This is a genomic window from Pantoea sp. GD03673 (assembly GCF_029844725.1).
GTDB lineage: Bacteria > Pseudomonadota > Gammaproteobacteria > Enterobacterales > Enterobacteriaceae > Pantoea.
Genome location: NZ_JAOCKJ010000006.1, coordinates 344,403 through 360,264 on the forward strand (window position 1 = coordinate 344,403; position 15,862 = coordinate 360,264).

A 15,862-nucleotide genomic window follows, 5' to 3' on the forward strand; every position below is an offset into this window, starting at 1 on the left:
CATTGCCACATATACTTAACAGGGCGGGGAAATTTCCCCGCCCTGTTTGCATTGGAGCCATTATGGGACAGTTAATTGACGGTGTCTGGCATGACACCTGGTACGACACCAAATCTACCGGCGGACGTTTCAGGCGTTCAGAATCGGCTTTTCGCAACTGGGTGACTGCGGATGGCAGTGCTGGTCCGGCAGGTAAAGCGGGATTTGCCGCCGAGCGTGACCGCTATCATCTTTATGTCTCGCTGGCTTGCCCCTGGGCGCACCGCACGTTGCTGATGCGTCAGCTGAAGGGCCTGGATAGCATGATCGATGTCTCCGTGGTTCATCCGCTGATGCTGGAGAATGGCTGGACGTTCGATGACACCTTCCCGGATGCGACCGGCGATAAGCTCTACCAGAACGAGTTTCTTTATCAGCTCTATCTGCACGCCGATCCGCAATACAGTGGCCGTGTAACTGTTCCGGTATTGTGGGACAAGCAGCAGAACACCATCGTCAGCAATGAGTCGGCTGATATCATCCGCATGTTCAACAGTGCCTTCGATGCGGTCGGAGCCCGTGCCGGTGACTACTATCCCGTTGCGTTGCGGGAAAAGATTGATGAGCTGAATAGCTGGATCTACGATACGGTCAACAACGGCGTGTATAAATCAGGCTTTGCCACGTCGCAGTCCGCTTACGACGAGGCTGTGACTGCGCTGTTTCATTCGCTGTCGCGGCTGGAGCAGATCCTGGGACAGCACCGCTATCTCACCGGCGATCAGCTGACCGAAGCGGATCTGCGTTTGTGGACGACGCTGGTGCGCTTCGATCCGGTCTATGTGACCCACTTCAAATGCGATCGTCACCGGATCAGCGATTACAGAAACCTCAGCGGTTTCCTGCGTGACATCTATCAGATGCCGGGCATTGCAGAAACGGTCAGCCTGCCGCATATCCGCCATCACTACTATTGCAGCCACAAAACCATCAACCCGAACGGCGTCATTTCACTGGGTCCGGCGTTTGACTGGGATGAGCCGCACGGCCGCGGTTAAGCGGCCTGCTGTTAGCTGCCGAAAAGCAAAAACCCCGCATAAGCGGGGTTTTCAGAAGAAGTCGACGCTGACCGTTGAGCCGCGTTCTTTTATAAAGAGCGTCGTGGACAGGCATTCATCGTTGCCCGTACGTCGACCGAAAAGCAAAAACCCCGCTAAAGCGGGGTTTTCAGAAAAAGTCGACGCTGACCGTTAAGCCGCGTTCTTTTATAAAGAGCGTCGTGGACAGGCATTCATCGTTCCCGTACGTCTCCCGCAAAACAAAAACCCCGCCAGAGCGGGGGTTTCAGAAGAAGCCGACGCTGACCGTTAAGCCGCGTTCTTTTATAAAGCGCGTCGTGGACAGGCATTCATCGTTGCCTGTACGTCGACCGAAAAGCAAAAACCCCGCCAGAGCGGGGTTTTCAGAAGAAGCCGAAGCTGACCGTTAAGCCGGGTTCTGTCGTGGACAGTCATTCATCTAGGCCAGCAATCGCTCACTGGCTCAAGCAGCCTACCCGGGTTCAGTACGGGCCGTACCTTGTGAACCCCTATTTGGCCTTGCTCCGGGTGGAGTTTACCGTGCCACGAACTGTTGCCAGTCGCGCGGTGCGCTCTTACCGCACCCTTTCACCCTTACCTGATCCCATTTCTGGGCCATCGGCGGTTTGCTCTCTGTTGCACTGGTCGTAGGCTTGCGCCTCCCAGGCGTTACCTGGCACCCTGCCCTATGGAGCCCGGACTTTCCTCCCCTCTGCCCGTCTCCCCACACGTGAGGACGACGACAAAGCGGCGACTGTCTGGTCAGCTTCGGCGCGGGATAATAGGACATTCGCCGACGTTTGTCACGCCTCTTGCTGCTCCAGTGCATACTTATAAAGGGCATTTTTCTTCACGCTATGGATCTCAGCGGTCAATGCAGCCGCGCGTTTCAACGGCAGCTCTTTTTGCAGCAGCGCCAGCGTTCGCAGCGCATCGGCCGGTAACGCGTCGTCGTCCTCAACCTTTTTCCCTTCAACAATCAGCACCATCTCGCCTTTGCGACGATTCTCATCTTCTTTAACCCAGGCCAGCAGCTCACCGACCGGCGCACCGTGAATCGACTCCCAGGTTTTGGTCAGCTCTCGCGCCAGCACAACGTAACGGTCAGCCCCCAGCTCACTCACCATATCCTGCAGACTGTCGATCAGACGATGGGTCGATTCATAGAAAATCAGCGTGCGTGGCTCCTGCACCAGCGCCCGCAATGCATCGCAACGGCCTTTGGTTTTGGCGGGCAGAAACCCTTCGTAACAGAAACGATCGGATGGCAGTCCTGCGGCACTTAATGCGGCAATGGCAGCGCAGGCACCCGGCAGCGGCACCACACGGATGCCCGCTTCACGGCAGCGACGCACCAGATGGTAGCCCGGATCGTTAATCAGCGGTGTGCCAGCATCAGAAACTAAGGCTATGCTTTGACCCTCCTGCAGCTTCGTTAACAGCAGTTCAGCCTTGTGCTGCTCGTTGTGGTCATGAAGTGAGAAGAGTCGCGCATTGATGGCGAAATGTTGTAGCAACAGCCCGGTATGACGTGTATCTTCCGCAGCGACCAGATCGACGCTCGAAAGCACCGTCAGCGCCCGCTGGGTGATATCACCCAAATTACCAATCGGGGTTGGAACGATGTAGAGCGTGCTGGCAGAAATCTCTGCCCGATCGAGTTGTTTCATTGTTTCATCCGAATTGCCGATTTAATATTGAGCATCTTGAAAAAAACATCACTGGATACAGTATGCTTCCTTCAAAAGTCGTTCGTCATAAAGCAGGACGCTTTCTGCCTGTCATTCTTGCTGGGCTGATTTTAGCCGCATGTAGCGGTCAGGGGCCGCAAACCTCAACCGTCAATATTCAGGGGCCAGTCACCGCCAGCTCCGCTTACTATCTGCAGCAAGCGCAGCAAAGCAGCGATGATAGCAAGACCGACTGGCAATTACTTGCAATCCGCGCCCTGTTGAAGGAAGGAAAGTATCCTGAAGCGACGCAGCAACTGAGCCAGTTGCCGCAGCAACTCTCAGAGACGCAGCAACAGGAAAGCCTGCTGCTGAAAGCGCAATTGCTGATTTCACAGCAGAAAACAAAAGATGCTGACCCCCTGTTAGCGCAAGTTAAAACCGGTTCGCTGTCGCAGGATCAGCTGGCGCGTTATTACAGCCTGCAGATCGCCAGCGCACAGGGCCGCCCTTCACTCTCGCTGCTGCGCACCTATATTGCGCAGGAGCCGCTGCTGAAAGGCACCGATCATCAGGCCAACATTGACGCGACCTGGCAGACACTGACGCAGATGTCGCCGCAGGAAGCCAGCAACCTGGTGATTAATGCCGACGAAAACGTGCTGCAGGGCTGGCTCGATCTGCTCGCGGTCTGGCGTGCTAACGCGCAGGACGGTGAGATGCTGAAATCCGGCATCAAAGACTGGCAGACCCGCTATCCGCAGAACCCGGCGGCCAAAACGCTGCCAACGCAGCTAAGTCAGATGCAGAACTACACCAAAGCATCTACCAGCATCATCGCACTGCTGCTGCCACTGAACGGCCAGGCGCAGGTGTTTGCCAATGCCATCCAGAAAGGCTTCAACGATGCGAAGAACGGCATCTCCGCACCAGTCGCTCAGCCTGCTGCTGCCCAGCCTGCCTCTGCCGATGCAACGGCCAGCACGCAACCGGCTGCGGTCGCAGGCTCAGCTTCTGACCCCATCAGCGCACCGCAACAGCAGGCGGCTGATGCCACCTCACAGGCGCAGCCTCAGTCTCAGCCTGCCGCCGCCGCACCGGCCAGCAATGCGCAGATCAAGGTCTATGACACCAGCAGTCAGCCGATTGAGCAGGTGATGCAGCAGGCACAGCAGGATGGTGCCACTATCGTGGTCGGTCCGCTGCTGAAGAGCAACGTTGAGAAGGTCGCCAACAGCCAGACGCCACTGAATGTGCTGGCGCTTAACGAGCCGGAGAAGATCCAGAACCATCCGAATATGTGCTACTTTGCGCTTTCTCCTGAAGACGAAGCGCGCGATGCCGCGCACCATATCTGGGATCAGGGCAAACGCCAGCCGCTGTTGCTGGTGCCGCGGAGTGGACTGGGCGATCGTGTGACCAACGCCTTTGCTCAGGAGTGGCAGACGCTGGGTGGCAGCACGGTCATGCAGCAGCGCTTTGGATCGACATCTGAGCTGAAACAGGGCATTAACAGCGGCGCGGGCATCAGCTTATCGGGTACGCCAGTGAATGCGGCACCCGCCGAACCACAGGGCGTTACGATTGCGGGCCTGACCATTCCGGCACCTGAGCAGGGCACGCCAGATGTGGTCAGCACCAGCAGCGGTGGCGGCGTCGATGCGGTCTACATCGTCTCAACGCAGGATGAACTGCAGCTGATCAAACCCATGATTACCATGCGCACCGGCAGTCGCAGCAACATTTCGCTCTACGCCAGCTCGCGCAGCGCGCAGGCGGGTGCCGGCCCGGACTTCCGTCTGGAAATGGATGGCCTGCAGTTCAGCGATATTCCCCTGCTCTCCGGCAGCAACCCTGGCCTGATGCAGCAGACGTCAAAGTCATTTAATAATGACTATTCGCTGGTGCGTCTCTATGCCATGGGAATGGATGCCTGGACGCTGGCGAATCACTTTAACCAGATGCGTCAGTCACCCGGTTTCACGCTGGATGGCAACACCGGCAAGCTCAGTGCCGACACGGATTGTGTGATCAACAGGAAGTTGACATGGAACCAGTATCGTCGGGGCGAAATCGCACCGGCCAATTAAATAGCCGTCAGACAGGTGCCGGGCATGAAGAAAATGCCCGGCGCTATCTGGAGCAGGCTGGCCTGATATGGGTCGCCAGTAATGTTCACTTTCGCAACGGTGAACTTGACCTGATCATGCGGGACGGGCACTGTTGGGTGTTTGTTGAAGTCCGCTACCGGCGCGATGCGCGTTATGGTGGCGCACTCGCCAGCGTCACCCGGAATAAACAACAAAAGCTGCTGCGCGCTGCCGCTCTCTGGCTGGCGCAACGCGGCGGCAGTTTTGAAACAGTGAATTGCCGTTTCGACATCATCGCCATTACCGGCACGGCGCTCGAGTGGCTGCCGAATGCCTTTAATGCAGACGTTTAGAACCAGGTGGTCGTGTGCAGGAAAGAATTAAAGCGTGTTTTACCGAAAGTATTCAAACCCAGATTGCCGCAGCCGAGGCGTTGCCCGATGCCATCTCCCGTGCGGCCATGACGCTGGTGCAGTCGTTACTGAATGGCAATAAAATCCTGAGCTGTGGCAACGGTGCTTCATCCGCCAATGCACAGCACTTCGCCGCCAGCATGATCAACCGTTTCGAGACCGAGCGTCCCAGCCTGCCAGCGCTGGCGTTAAGTGCAGACAACGTGATGCTGACAGCGATTGGCAACGACCGTCTGCACGATGAAATTTATGCCAAGCAGGTGCGTGCACTGGGACATGCAGGCGATGTGTTACTGGCTATCTCAACCCGGGGTAACACCCGCGACATCGTTAAGGCCGTCGAAGCGGCGGTGACACGCGATATGACTATCGTTGCGCTTACCGGGTATGATGGCGGAGAGCTCGCCGGACTGCTGGGTCCGCATGATGTGGAAATCCGCATTCCGTCGCACCGCAGCGCCCGTATTCAGGAGATGCATATGCTCACCGTTAACTGCTTATGCGATCTGATCGATAACACTCTCTTTCCCCATCAGGAATGACCGAAGGAGCACGAATGAAAGCATTGAATGCTATAGCTATTCTGTTAACCGCCATGCTGCTGCAGGGCTGCGTTGCGGTTGTCGCTGGTGGCGCAGCGGTTGCCACCAAAACGGCTACCGATCCCCGCTCGGTGGGAACGCAGGTTGATGACGGCACCCTGGAGCTACGCGTGACTAACGCGCTGGCAAAAGATCAGCAGATTAAAACTGATGCCCGCGTCATCGCCACTGCTTATCAGGGCAAAGTGCTGCTGACCGGTCAGGCACCCTCGCAGGAAATTGCCAATCGTGCCAAACAGATCACCATGGGCGTCGATGGCGCAACCGAGGTTTATAATGAGATCCGCATTGGCCAGAAAGTGACGCTGGGCACCACCTCATCAGACACCTGGATCACCACCAAGATCCGCTCGCAGCTGCTGGGCAGCGATCAGGTGAAATCATCCAACGTGAAGGTGACAACGGAGAATGGCGAAGTGTTCCTGCTGGGTCTGGTGACACAACAGGAAGCGCAGGCTGCGGCGGATGTCGCCAGCCGTGTCAGCGGCGTGAAGCACGTCACTACCGCCTTTACCATGCTGAAGTAACATCCAATACACAAAAAGGCGGCCAGGGCCGCCTTTCTTATTGCCCGATTGTCAGACCGGGATGTCGATAACCAGCGCACGGGTTGCGGTTTTCGCCTTCAGCTGCAATAGCTTCTCTTCCTGCAAAAAAGCCCCATCCCCACAGCCCAGCTTCTCCTGATGATCCGTGCCGGACATCGCCTCCAGCGAACCGTGAATCGACTGCAGATAGGCTCGCGGCCCCTGAATCGACAGCGAGTAGTGTTCGCCCGGAGCGAGCACAACCTGATGAATCCACATCTGCTGACGCAGTTGCAGGCTGTCGTCTGTGCCATCCGGCGAGGCGATCAACTGGGACAACCGGCCTTCCGTCAGGGCAATTTTCTGCATACGCGGGTTTTCACGCTCCGGACAGGCGGCGAGCCAGAGCTGCATGCGTGTCAGCGGCTGCTCTTTGCTCAGATTAATTTCGGTGTAACTCACACCTTGCTGAGCAGAGAGCAACAGCGCCTCACCTTCCCGCACGCTGACAGTGTTGCCTTCACTGTCACGGTATTCAGCTTCACCCTGCAGCACGATGTTCAGCACATCGACCTGTGGATAGGTGCGCGGCTGAAAAGCGGCACCCGGTGCCAGCACTTCCTGGTTCAGTACGCGCAGCGACGCGTAGCCCATCAGTTTAGGATCAAAATAGTGGCCAAAAGAGAAACTGTAGCGTGCCTGTAACCAGCCGAAATCGGCCTGACCACATGCGGACGCACTGCGTGTCGTTATCATTATTTACCTCCGGCATCCGGTGGCGAGGATCGGCCACGGACTTTATGCACTCATGGTAAAAGTCTGGACGCCGGATTGTTAGCCAGTTAATCTGCCCGGCAAGTTCAAATTTCCTGACAGAGAACCGGGATGGCTAAAGAGCGTGCGTTAACCCTTGAATCTTTACGCGTTATGGATGCGATTGATCGCCGTGGCAGTTTTGCCGCAGCGGCGGATGAACTGGGCCGCGTCCCTTCCGCCCTCAGCTACACCATGCAGAAGCTGGAAGAGGAGCTGGATGTGGTGCTGTTTGACCGCTCCGGTCACCGCACCAAATTTACCAACGTGGGACGCATGCTGCTGGAGCGGGGTCGTGTACTGCTGGAAGCGGCCGATAAGCTCACCACCGATGCGGAAGCGCTGGCGCGTGGCTGGGAAACCCATCTGACTATCGTTACCGAAGCGCTGGTGCCCATCGATGCACTCTTTCCCCTGGTGACGCGGCTGGCCGATAAAGCCAACACGCAGTTTTCTCTGGTTACTGAAGTGCTGGCGGGGGCCTGGGAACGGCTGGAACAGGGCCGGGCCGATATCGTGATTGCCCCCGATATGCACTTCCGCGCCTCAACCGAAATCAATACCCGTAAGCTGTACACCATGATGAGCGTTTACGTCGCCAGTGCGGATCACCCGATTCATAACGAGCCTGAACCGCAGTCTGAAGTGACGCGGGTGAAATACCGTGGCATTGCAGTAGCAGATACCGCACGTGAGCGTCCGGTGCTGACCGTGCAGTTGCTGGACAAGCAGCAGCGTCTGACGGTGAGCAGCATGGACGACAAGCGCCGTGCGCTGCTGGCGGGCCTGGGCGTGGCAACCATGCCCTATTCGTTAGTGGAGCAGGATATCGCTGAAGGTCGTCTGCGGGTCGTGAGCCCGGAATATACCCGCGAGGTCGATATTATTATGGCGTGGCGGCGTGACAGCATGGGCGAAGCCAAATCCTGGTGCCTGCGCGAGATCCCCCGCCTGCTGGCGAAGAAAAACTAAACGCCTGATACAGGTTCAGGGCGAAGCTAAGACCGGCTCAGGCAATCCATGGCCACTGCCCTGAAGCTGGTGAAGTCACTGCTGTCCCGCAGGCGGGTCATCGCCCTTTCGCGCAGGAACGTCACAAACAGATCGTAAATCGCCATTGCCTCTTCATATTCACTTTTGCTGATCGCCAGCAGGAAAATCACATAGGCGGTGTCGTCGCCCCAGGGGATGCCGTGCGGTGCCAGCACGGTATACACCACGGTTTTCTTTGCCAGCAGTCCCAGCGAGTGCGGCAGCGCAATCCCTTCGCCGAGCATGGTGCTGACAATCGCTTCACGCTCTTCAACTGACGGACAGAAGGCCGCATCCACAAACCCCTCGGCCTCCAGCTGATCGCACAGCTGACGGAACAGCTCAGACTGGGTCATCGGCCTGTCGACGATGTGAAAGTGCTGGGCATCAAAAAATTTCGCCAACATGTAGGGCCGGGTCCGGTCAACCAGCACCAGCTTGCCAATCTGCTCCAGCTGAAAACCGGTGGGAAACGGTGACATCACCACCACCGGTTTCTCTTTTTCACTGAGCCGGATGGTCGAGATAACAAAATCCTCGTCGATACGGCTGCGCGCCTCATATTCGCGCTGTGACAGACGAGCGGTGACCTGCAACTGCGGATATTTTCGCAGCAGCATCGCCTCAATCATCCGCAGCGTGGAGTTACCGCTGTCGCACACCAGCAGCACCTGCGGATGCCGCTGATAGCCGACGTCGTAGTGGCGCTCCAGGCCAACACCGATATGCAGCACCAGAAAGCCGATCTCATTCTCGGAGATAACATAAGGGGTATATTTCCCCCAGCTGGTGACCGCCGCCAGGGTGACATCATAGGCCATGGGATAGTGCTGCTTGATGTTGTCGAGCAGCGGGTTGGGAATATGAATCTGATAGCGCACCCGGGTAATCATGGTTTTGATGTGGGTGAGCAGATCGGCACGCAGCTGCTGGTCGTTTTGCAGATTGAAGTTGTAATGCGTGTTGATAAAGCTGAGCAGATAATCCACCAGCGCGTCGGCGTCATCGGCATTAATGGCGCTGGGGGCGATCGCCTGAATACGCCTGGCTGCGATATTGACCCGCAGCCAGTTTTCTTCTGCCGGTGAAATCGGTTTACTGACCAGCGGGCGCATCAGCGTAATCAGCTGATGTGCCGCTTCTCGCACCTCATCGCCAATCTCCTCGGCACCCGGATCGTTGAGCGGATAGCCCTCGCTGATGCGACGCACCGCCACCGCACAGTACAGCTGAAGATAGCGCTCGCCCTCATCGCTGAGGCGAATGTTGTACTGAGCAAAGCAGTTTTGCAGCAGCGGGCGCAGCGTCTCCAGCATGCCGCTGTTCAGCGCTTCAATGGTCAGCAGCGGACTCTCTGGCTGCGCCTGATCGATTTGCCATAACAGATCCGTCAGACAGGTACGAATCGCCACTTCGCTCCCGAACAGCTTCATGCCGTAGTGTGGCTTGCTCTCAATGGTGAGGTGATAACGTCCCAGCCATTCACGGACCTCTGCCATGTCATTCTGCAGGGTAGCGCGACTGACAAACCACTCTTCCGCCAGCTCTTCAAGCTTCAGCGAATAGGCCGCAGTAAGAAAGCGGGTCAGCAGGTAACGAACCCGATCTGGCGAGGTGCGCGGCACCCGCAGCGGCGACGCGTTATGCTGTTGCAGATGCTCAAAGCGCTGAGCATCCTCAATCTTCAGCTGATACCCCGCGCCACGACTGAGGATAAACTGAGCGCCATGGTCTGCCAGCAGCGCATTCAGGGCCGTGATATCGGTGCGCACAGTGCGTGTCGAGACGGCAAAACGCCGCGCAAGCTCATCCTGAGGCAGCGTTTCGTTTTGCAGGGCATCGAACAGTTGCGCAAGGCGCTGATTGGGAAATCTCACAAGCGTTACCTGTTTGCAGACAGAAAGTGGGAACATCAGCCTACGGCGATCGTTACGCAACGTCCATGTTGCGCGATCGGCCACTCGCGGGCAGATTGGGCTGATCCTCAGGCCATCAGCGTTTTACAGATGGCCAGCAGTTGCTGCACATCGTCAATACGGGTCTCTCCGCTGGCTTTGTCGATGATCGAACTGTAGACGTGCGGGATCACTTTGCTGACGCCCGATTCCAGCGCGATGCGAACGATCTCGCCAAAATTATCCAGATCGATGCCGCCGGTTGGCTCCAGCCAGAAATCATGTTTTGCGCAGGCTTCCGCCACGGCGCGATACTCATCCACCGCCTGCAAACCGCCCATCGGGAAATATTTTACCGAGCTGCCGCCCATATCCTGCAGCATCGCAATCGCCGTTTCAGCAGGCACGATCCCGTCCTGCTGTCTGGCGCTGCGTGGCCCGGTGGAAATTTTCACCAGGCCTGGCGTACCGGTGGGCGAAATCAGGCCGTTCACAACTGTCTGGGACTGGCCCAGCAGCGCACGACTGGTGGCAACGCCAGTGAATACCTGGTTCACATGCTGCGGTTGCAGCACCGCCGCAATCTCACTCACCATCTGTGACTGATTCGGATCGCCCGCACCCAGCCCGACGGAAAGTGCATTATCAATCAGCGCGGCATACTCGCGCATGTCAGCGATAGCGGCTTCATTACTGGCATAGTTTTTCGACAGCACGCCGACCAGCACGTGCCCTTCGGCTGCCTGCCAGATGGCGCGGGCGTTCTCTTTTGATCCTGCCAGGACATTAAGGCAGATGCGATCCTGATAAAAATTGGGGGTCAGCGTCATGCGTGTTTCTCTCCCTTTAACAGTGTCTGAATGCGGATGAAAATCTGGTGCAGCTGATCGGCGCTGACGCTGCGCACGTCCGCTTCAATGATCCCCTCGTTGGCTTTGTAACCCCGGAAGTAGATCGCGACGTCGCCTTTTTTCAGTGACTGAACCAGATCGCCTGTACGTTGCTGGATCGCGGCTTCATCGAACGCGATCTCCGCCCGGGCGATATCGCGTCCGGCGGCATCCCACACGACGCGGGCGGTCACACCCTTCAGATCGTTGAGCTGCTCAATGAAGGGCGTCATTTTTTCCACCATCTGCGCGCCGCTGATTTTTGGCTGCGTCAGATAATTTTCAATCGCCTGCGTCAGCCCGAGAATGCCCTCTTTGCCTACTTTCATTGCGCGACCAATGCCGTTGGTCTGGCGTTTGACCCACTCGACGTATTGATGTCTGCCAATCACCAGCCCGCTGGTTGGCCCTTCGATCGCTTTTGCTCCGCTGTAGATCACCAGATCGGCTCCCGCCGCGTAGTAGCAGTGCAGATCCTCTTCCGCTGCCGCATCGACGATCAGCGGCACGCCATGCTGGCGCGCAACAGCGGCGGCCTGTGCCACATCGAGATGGCTCTTCTGCACGCAGTGATGCGATTTCACATAGAGGATCGCCGCAGTCTGTGGCGTGATCGCCGCCGCCAGCTGGGCGGGTGAGCACTCATTGCTGTACCCCGCTTCCACCAGTTGCCCGCCGCCCAGTGCCACCATGCTGCCAACCGGTGCGCCATAGTTCACGTTGTGTCCTTTCGGCACCACAATCTGGTGCGGGACGGTCAGCGGTGCGGCATGCAGGTTATCCACCAGCCAGTCATTGTCTTTCACAATCACCGCTGCCACGCTCTGAGCGATGCCTGCGGAGGCACAGGAAACCACCAGCGCGTTCTCTACCTTCAGCAGCCCGGCAATATACGCACCGGTCTTATCCACCAGATCTTTCATTTCGAAGTAGTGATCGAGGCCATATTTCACCGTATCGATCACGTCACTCGACGGCGTGGAGACGCCGAGGATCGTCATACGGCCAGAGGCGTTAATAACCGGCTTCAGGCCATACTTTTCATAAACCGAGGTCATGCGCTATTCCTTCTTTAGTCGCGATCCACGTACCGGCGACCACGGCCGCCAGCGGAACCAGATGCTTCTCACCGGCGACCTCTTCACCTTCTGAATCGATAAAGGGCCGGGTTTCTTCTTTGACGCTAAAAACAGTCAGATCGGCGTCGTAGCCAACTTTCAGCTGTCCCTTACGCAGCAGGCGCAGTCCTGCAGCCGCATTGACCGTCACGCAGTCGATCACCTGCGGCAGCGTCATGCCGATGCTGAAGAATTTCGACATCACATGCGCCAGGCTGTGAACCGGACCGGTCAGGCGATTGCGGCAGTAAATGTCCGAGCTGATGGTGTCGGGCACGATGCCCTGCGCAATGGCCACACGGGCAACCTCAAAGCTGAAACTGGCGCTGCCGTGACCGACATCGAGTTTTACGCCGCGTGCGATAGCATGTCTGACGGCGGCCTTAAGTTCGCCCTGCGGCGTCAGAATGCGATTGGGTTTGCCATTAAAGCAGTGGGTGATGATGTCGCCCGTGGTGAGCAGATCCGCAATCTGATCAAGATTGGGCGGATTATTGCCAATGTGAACCATCAGCGGCAGACCGCCGGTCTCCTGCTGAATTGCTTTGGCTTTTATCAGCGGCTGCACGCCGTTCTGCCCCACAACGCTGCTGCTGATACGCGCCTTGAGCCCGACAATAAAATCGGGCAGTCGCGCCACGGCCTGCCGGACCGCCTCGCTGTCTATCTGCGCCATGTCGGCCAGCTCATTCTGGGTGATGATGCCGGTGCGGGCGATATTGATCAGCGCATAAACCTGGGTCTGCGCCGCACGCGTCAGCTGGTAAAAGTCATCAATGTGCTCTGCGCCGGTGCTGCCCGCATCCACAACCGTGGTGACGCCATGCGCGACGCCAATCGCGTCCGCTTCATCATGATAAATCGGTGATTTGGGATAGCAGTGAACATGGGAGTCGATCCAGCCAGCGCTGAGGTAGTAGCGGCCCGCAAGATCGCGCTCGCGCTGTGCTTTGCCCTGCACGTTGCCGACAGCCGCGATGCGGCCATCCTGCAGCGCAATGTCCACCACCTGCTCATCGCTGAGCCTTGCTGCGCGGATAATCAAGTCGTACATGGTTTCTCCTTAACGGCAGCCCGCTGCCGGGCTGCCGGTGAGATCAGAGAGCAATCGGGAACAGCGCCCCAAGGATCATCGCGCCAAGGATCGCCCCGCCAGTAATCGGCTTGTTCCAGAGATAGAACAGCAGCGCACCCAGCAGCGAGCCCAGACCAATCGGAATGGATGCCGCCATAGCGGACAGGATGATCAGCGGCCCCAGGAAGCGTCCCGACGCATTACCCGCCCCCATCATCACGTCTGCGCCGTAGGTGGAGTCGCTCTGATTGATGGTGAATTTACGCGCCAGAATAATCAGGTAGCCAATCGCCACACCAATCACCAGGCCCGTCGCCAGCGAGGCTGCGAAGTTCGCCACAGGGAAGACAATGCCCGCGCCCAGCAGCAGGGCCGGAACGCCCAGGCCGACGCCGGTCTGAATCGCCCCGCCAATATCCAGGATCCCTACCAGCGAGCCTTCGATAATGCGGGCGAACAGGAAGCTGGCCCCAAAGGCGGCAACCGCGCCGTAGACGCCGGTCTCCATGCCTGAACGCAGCATCGAGACAAACGCCACTTCGTTAAACGCGCCGATGCCATAGAGGTAATACATGTGCGTCCCGGCGAAGACGCCAGAAGAGAGCAGGCCAACAAAGATCGGGAAAGACCAGTCGGCGTACCAGAAGCCTTTATTTTCGTTCATCGCATCGCCTCTTATTTGCCGCTGACTGAGTTGTGGATCATGTCGAGCCAGCCGGGAATGCCGAGCTGGAAGGACTGCAGCAGCTTCATGTCGAAACCACGGAAGAAGCCGCTCAGGACAAACAGCAGCACGATGGCGGTCATCATCACTTTGGTGACGCGGTTCCAGCCGCTTTCTTCCACGCCTTTACCGATCAGGATACCCAGCACCAGGCCTGGCACCGCGTTGCCCATGATCAGCTGCGCCAGGCCGCCAAAAATGGTGGCCCAGAAGCCTGATTTTTTGCCTGCATCGATCGCGGCCAGCCAGAAGATGACCGGCATGACGGTATTCACCAGCAGGTTAGCGGCGGGCACCAGCACTTTGACCGCTGTAACCTGCAGCGCAGCCGGTACAGCAGAGGCAGTGGAGTTAAGGAAGGCGACCACGATCATGCCGATGATGCCGCAGGCGATGGCCATTTTTTTCGGATCGTGCAGCGTCTCCGCCACATTACGATTCTTCACCATCAAGGCAGCAGCACCCCAGTTTGGAATGATGCGATGGTCCACATCCTGCGTGAATGAACCGGCTGCGACAGACGATGCCCAGGCATTGAAAAAGAAGCCAAGACCAAAGGAGAAGTGGGATGCCGGATCGCCTTCACACGAGTTCAGCTCGCCCAGCGTACGAAAGGCTCCCATGCCCTGGGTGGTTGGTGCATGGAACATGCGCGCCGCACCTGCTCCAACGCCGACACCTACCAGCCCGCCAATGATCAACGACTTAAACAAAATGATTAAAAACATGTTGTTGTACCTTGTTGTCGTTTTATACCCGTCATACCCGCGCCGCCGCATTGCCCTGGCCTGACCGCCGCGATATCGCAACAGCAGGGATCGGGCAAACGGGGGCTGATGTGAACAGGTTCTGTTTTATGATGCCGCCGTGAACGTGACCTGTTCGGTGTCGAAAACGGTGACGCTGACGGTGATCTCCAGCGTGACGCTGAAGCTCCGCCGTTGGCGCGCCAGAAAGAAGAAGAGAAACTTCTCGTTTTTGACGCTCTCCTGCGCGCGCAGCACCCGGACATCCTGGGGTTCAATGCGCAGCAGAATTTTTTGCGTCGCGCGCAGAACCTGGTTCTGCACACGACTCAGGGCATCGGCAAAGGCTTTCGCTTTGGTATCGCCTTTGCCCTCGACCGTCACCTGGGTAACGTATTGTTCTTTCATAATCAGCTGCCGTGCTTCTTGTTCCAGGCCTGCACCAGCCGCTCACCCAACTCTTCTTTATCCATAAAGCCAAAGCCCAGCACCGTGGCACCTTCATTGATGGCGGTAACGCCTTCGTCGATCGAACGCATGCCATGCTTTGCTTTGTAGCCATACTTGTTCTGGGCGGTAATGGCACCTGCACCGCCGCTGCCGCAGAACGAGATGCCGAAATCGGCGTTTTCTGCCTTCATTACGTCACCCAGTTTCATGTCAGCCGCCACACCTGGCACGACGACGGCCCGGCCACCCGCTTTTTCGATGCCCGCCGCCACTTTCTGACCTTTCCCTAAACGATCGCCAATCACTACGGTTACCATGGTGTGCTCCTCTCTAATTGTTTGAACGCGCAACTTCAATATGCACTGACAGCAGCCAGGCCTCTTCGCGGGGCAGATTGCCAAACAGATCGACGACCTGCTGCGCCAGCGCTAACGTTTCCAATGGGATATCCTCAAACAGCTCCGCTTCCACTTCCGGCAGCGGCTCCCCGCTCAGCGAGCGTGACGCCATGGCACCGACATGCGATTGCAGCATCTGCTGCTGGACCGCGTTGGGCTGAATGCCATGCTGCTGATAGATGGCAGCAATCTGCGTCATCACACTGTCAGCCAGCTGCTGCACTTTCTCCGGTGGCGCTTCATACACCGGGACGCCGTTATTGCTCACCTTGCTACTCCTGTTAAACCGGATAATTCGCGTTAGAAACAAATTAACGGCCAACGCCCTGGCTGTGGAGAGGCAACATTTCCAGCAGTAAGT

General features: G+C 57.5%; 17 protein-coding genes and 1 other RNA gene. 6 read left to right on the top strand and 12 right to left on the bottom strand.

Annotation, left to right across the window (positions count from 1 at the left end):
* Positions 1-62: 62 nt before the first annotated feature.
* A complete protein-coding gene (locus tag N5J69_RS14005; protein ID WP_279771105.1) occupies positions 63-1,037 on the top strand; it encodes a glutathione S-transferase family protein in 975 nt (324 codons plus the stop codon).
* Between the two features lie 412 nt (positions 1,038-1,449).
* Here the strand turns inward: N5J69_RS14005 and rnpB are convergent.
* Together rnpB and rsmI are read right to left on the bottom strand one after the other, a co-directional pair.
* Positions 1,450-1,828: RNase P RNA component class A (gene rnpB / locus N5J69_RS14010), an RNA gene on the bottom strand.
* Between the two features lie 33 nt (positions 1,829-1,861).
* The gene (rsmI, locus tag N5J69_RS14015; RefSeq protein WP_279771106.1) at positions 1,862-2,728 is read right to left on the bottom strand and encodes a 16S rRNA (cytidine(1402)-2'-O)-methyltransferase; all 867 of its coding nucleotides are present in this window, start codon (positions 2,726-2,728) and stop codon (positions 1,862-1,864) included.
* Between the two features lie 62 nt (positions 2,729-2,790).
* Between rsmI and N5J69_RS14020 the strand changes: the two genes are divergently transcribed.
* From N5J69_RS14020 to dolP, 4 genes are read left to right on the top strand one after another with little or no spacing between them, the layout of a single operon-like run.
* Entirely contained in the window at positions 2,791-4,818 is a 2,028-nt protein-coding gene (locus N5J69_RS14020) for a penicillin-binding protein activator (protein WP_279771108.1), read from the top strand.
* Positions 4,776-5,171 carry a YraN family protein gene (locus N5J69_RS14025; RefSeq protein ID WP_279771110.1) on the top strand — a complete coding sequence of 132 codons (396 nt, stop codon included), beginning with the start codon at positions 4,776-4,778 and terminating at the stop codon, positions 5,169-5,171. The genes N5J69_RS14020 and N5J69_RS14025 overlap by 43 nt, the downstream gene beginning before the upstream one ends.
* Before the next feature lie 14 nt (positions 5,172-5,185).
* Positions 5,186-5,773, top strand: coding sequence for a DnaA initiator-associating protein DiaA (diaA, locus tag N5J69_RS14030; RefSeq protein ID WP_279771111.1), 588 nt, complete (start codon positions 5,186-5,188; stop codon positions 5,771-5,773).
* Positions 5,774-5,787: 14 nt separating this feature from the next.
* On the top strand, positions 5,788-6,360 hold the full coding sequence (gene dolP / locus N5J69_RS14035) for a division/outer membrane stress-associated lipid-binding lipoprotein (protein WP_013359140.1): 573 nt from the start codon (positions 5,788-5,790) through the stop codon (positions 6,358-6,360).
* Positions 6,361-6,411: 51 nt separating this feature from the next.
* On the opposite strand, the gene N5J69_RS14040 is transcribed toward dolP, so the two are convergent.
* Positions 6,412-7,116 (bottom strand): pirin family protein, encoded by a 705-nt coding sequence (locus tag N5J69_RS14040; RefSeq protein WP_279771112.1) that lies wholly within the window; start codon positions 7,114-7,116, stop codon positions 6,412-6,414.
* A gap of 129 nt (positions 7,117-7,245) precedes the next feature.
* Between N5J69_RS14040 and N5J69_RS14045 the strand changes: the two genes are divergently transcribed.
* Entirely contained in the window at positions 7,246-8,145 is a 900-nt protein-coding gene (locus tag N5J69_RS14045) for a LysR family transcriptional regulator (protein WP_013359142.1), read from the top strand.
* 26 nt (positions 8,146-8,171) lie between these two features.
* Here N5J69_RS14045 and N5J69_RS14050 read toward each other — a convergent pair whose 3' ends face one another.
* The 9 genes from N5J69_RS14050 to N5J69_RS14090 form a co-directional block, all read right to left on the bottom strand.
* Positions 8,172-10,082: a PRD domain-containing protein gene (locus N5J69_RS14050; RefSeq protein WP_279771113.1), complete on the bottom strand. Its 1,911-nt coding sequence runs from the start codon at positions 10,080-10,082 to the stop codon at positions 8,172-8,174.
* A 107-nt stretch (positions 10,083-10,189) separates the two neighbouring features.
* Complete coding sequence (locus tag N5J69_RS14055) at positions 10,190-10,930, bottom strand: KDGP aldolase family protein (RefSeq protein WP_279771114.1); 741 nt, start codon at positions 10,928-10,930, stop codon at positions 10,190-10,192.
* Positions 10,927-12,048 carry a DgaE family pyridoxal phosphate-dependent ammonia lyase gene (locus N5J69_RS14060; protein WP_279771115.1) on the bottom strand — a complete coding sequence of 374 codons (1,122 nt, stop codon included), beginning with the start codon at positions 12,046-12,048 and terminating at the stop codon, positions 10,927-10,929. Before N5J69_RS14060 ends, N5J69_RS14055 begins: the two co-directional genes overlap by 4 nt.
* A complete protein-coding gene (locus tag N5J69_RS14065) occupies positions 12,032-13,162 on the bottom strand; it encodes an amidohydrolase/deacetylase family metallohydrolase (protein ID WP_279771116.1) in 1,131 nt (376 codons plus the stop codon). The genes N5J69_RS14060 and N5J69_RS14065 overlap by 17 nt, the downstream gene beginning before the upstream one ends.
* Positions 13,163-13,205: 43 nt before the next feature.
* Complete coding sequence (locus N5J69_RS14070) at positions 13,206-13,847, bottom strand: DUF4310 family protein (protein ID WP_279771117.1); 642 nt, start codon at positions 13,845-13,847, stop codon at positions 13,206-13,208.
* Positions 13,848-13,858: 11 nt separating this feature from the next.
* Entirely contained in the window at positions 13,859-14,635 is a 777-nt protein-coding gene (locus N5J69_RS14075; RefSeq protein ID WP_008925780.1) for a DUF4311 domain-containing protein, read from the bottom strand.
* A gap of 126 nt (positions 14,636-14,761) precedes the next feature.
* Positions 14,762-15,061 (bottom strand): DUF4312 family protein, encoded by a 300-nt coding sequence (locus tag N5J69_RS14080; RefSeq protein ID WP_279771118.1) that lies wholly within the window; start codon positions 15,059-15,061, stop codon positions 14,762-14,764.
* Positions 15,062-15,063: 2 nt separating this feature from the next.
* Positions 15,064-15,420 (bottom strand): SFCGS family glycine-rich protein, encoded by a 357-nt coding sequence (locus tag N5J69_RS14085; RefSeq protein WP_009087404.1) that lies wholly within the window; start codon positions 15,418-15,420, stop codon positions 15,064-15,066.
* Positions 15,421-15,433: 13 nt separating this feature from the next.
* Entirely contained in the window at positions 15,434-15,769 is a 336-nt protein-coding gene (locus tag N5J69_RS14090) for a glycine dehydrogenase (RefSeq protein WP_279771120.1), read from the bottom strand.
* Between the last annotated feature and the right edge of the window lie 93 nt (positions 15,770-15,862).

What these genes read in the sequence shown, in the direction of transcription:
- N5J69_RS14060 (WP_279771115.1), bottom strand. Translation starts at nt 12,048, where the DNA reads ATGACCTCGGTTTATGAAAAGTATGGCCTGAAGCCGGTTATTAACGCC.
- dolP (WP_013359140.1), top strand. Translation starts at nt 5,788, where the DNA reads ATGAAAGCATTGAATGCTATAGCTATTCTGTTAACCGCCATGCTGCTG.
- N5J69_RS14020 (WP_279771108.1), top strand. Translation starts at nt 2,791, where the DNA reads ATGCTTCCTTCAAAAGTCGTTCGTCATAAAGCAGGACGCTTTCTGCCT.
- N5J69_RS14085 (WP_009087404.1), bottom strand. Translation starts at nt 15,420, where the DNA reads ATGGTAACCGTAGTGATTGGCGATCGTTTAGGGAAAGGTCAGAAAGTG.
- N5J69_RS14055 (WP_279771114.1), bottom strand. Translation starts at nt 10,930, where the DNA reads ATGACGCTGACCCCCAATTTTTATCAGGATCGCATCTGCCTTAATGTC.
- N5J69_RS14080 (WP_279771118.1), bottom strand. Translation starts at nt 15,061, where the DNA reads ATGAAAGAACAATACGTTACCCAGGTGACGGTCGAGGGCAAAGGCGAT.
- N5J69_RS14045 (WP_013359142.1), top strand. Translation starts at nt 7,246, where the DNA reads ATGGCTAAAGAGCGTGCGTTAACCCTTGAATCTTTACGCGTTATGGAT.
- N5J69_RS14005 (WP_279771105.1), top strand. Translation starts at nt 63, where the DNA reads ATGGGACAGTTAATTGACGGTGTCTGGCATGACACCTGGTACGACACC.
- N5J69_RS14040 (WP_279771112.1), bottom strand. Translation starts at nt 7,116, where the DNA reads ATGATAACGACACGCAGTGCGTCCGCATGTGGTCAGGCCGATTTCGGC.
- N5J69_RS14065 (WP_279771116.1), bottom strand. Translation starts at nt 13,162, where the DNA reads ATGTACGACTTGATTATCCGCGCAGCAAGGCTCAGCGATGAGCAGGTG.
- N5J69_RS14070 (WP_279771117.1), bottom strand. Translation starts at nt 13,847, where the DNA reads ATGAACGAAAATAAAGGCTTCTGGTACGCCGACTGGTCTTTCCCGATC.
- rsmI (WP_279771106.1), bottom strand. Translation starts at nt 2,728, where the DNA reads ATGAAACAACTCGATCGGGCAGAGATTTCTGCCAGCACGCTCTACATC.
- N5J69_RS14025 (WP_279771110.1), top strand. Translation starts at nt 4,776, where the DNA reads ATGGAACCAGTATCGTCGGGGCGAAATCGCACCGGCCAATTAAATAGC.
- N5J69_RS14075 (WP_008925780.1), bottom strand. Translation starts at nt 14,635, where the DNA reads ATGTTTTTAATCATTTTGTTTAAGTCGTTGATCATTGGCGGGCTGGTA.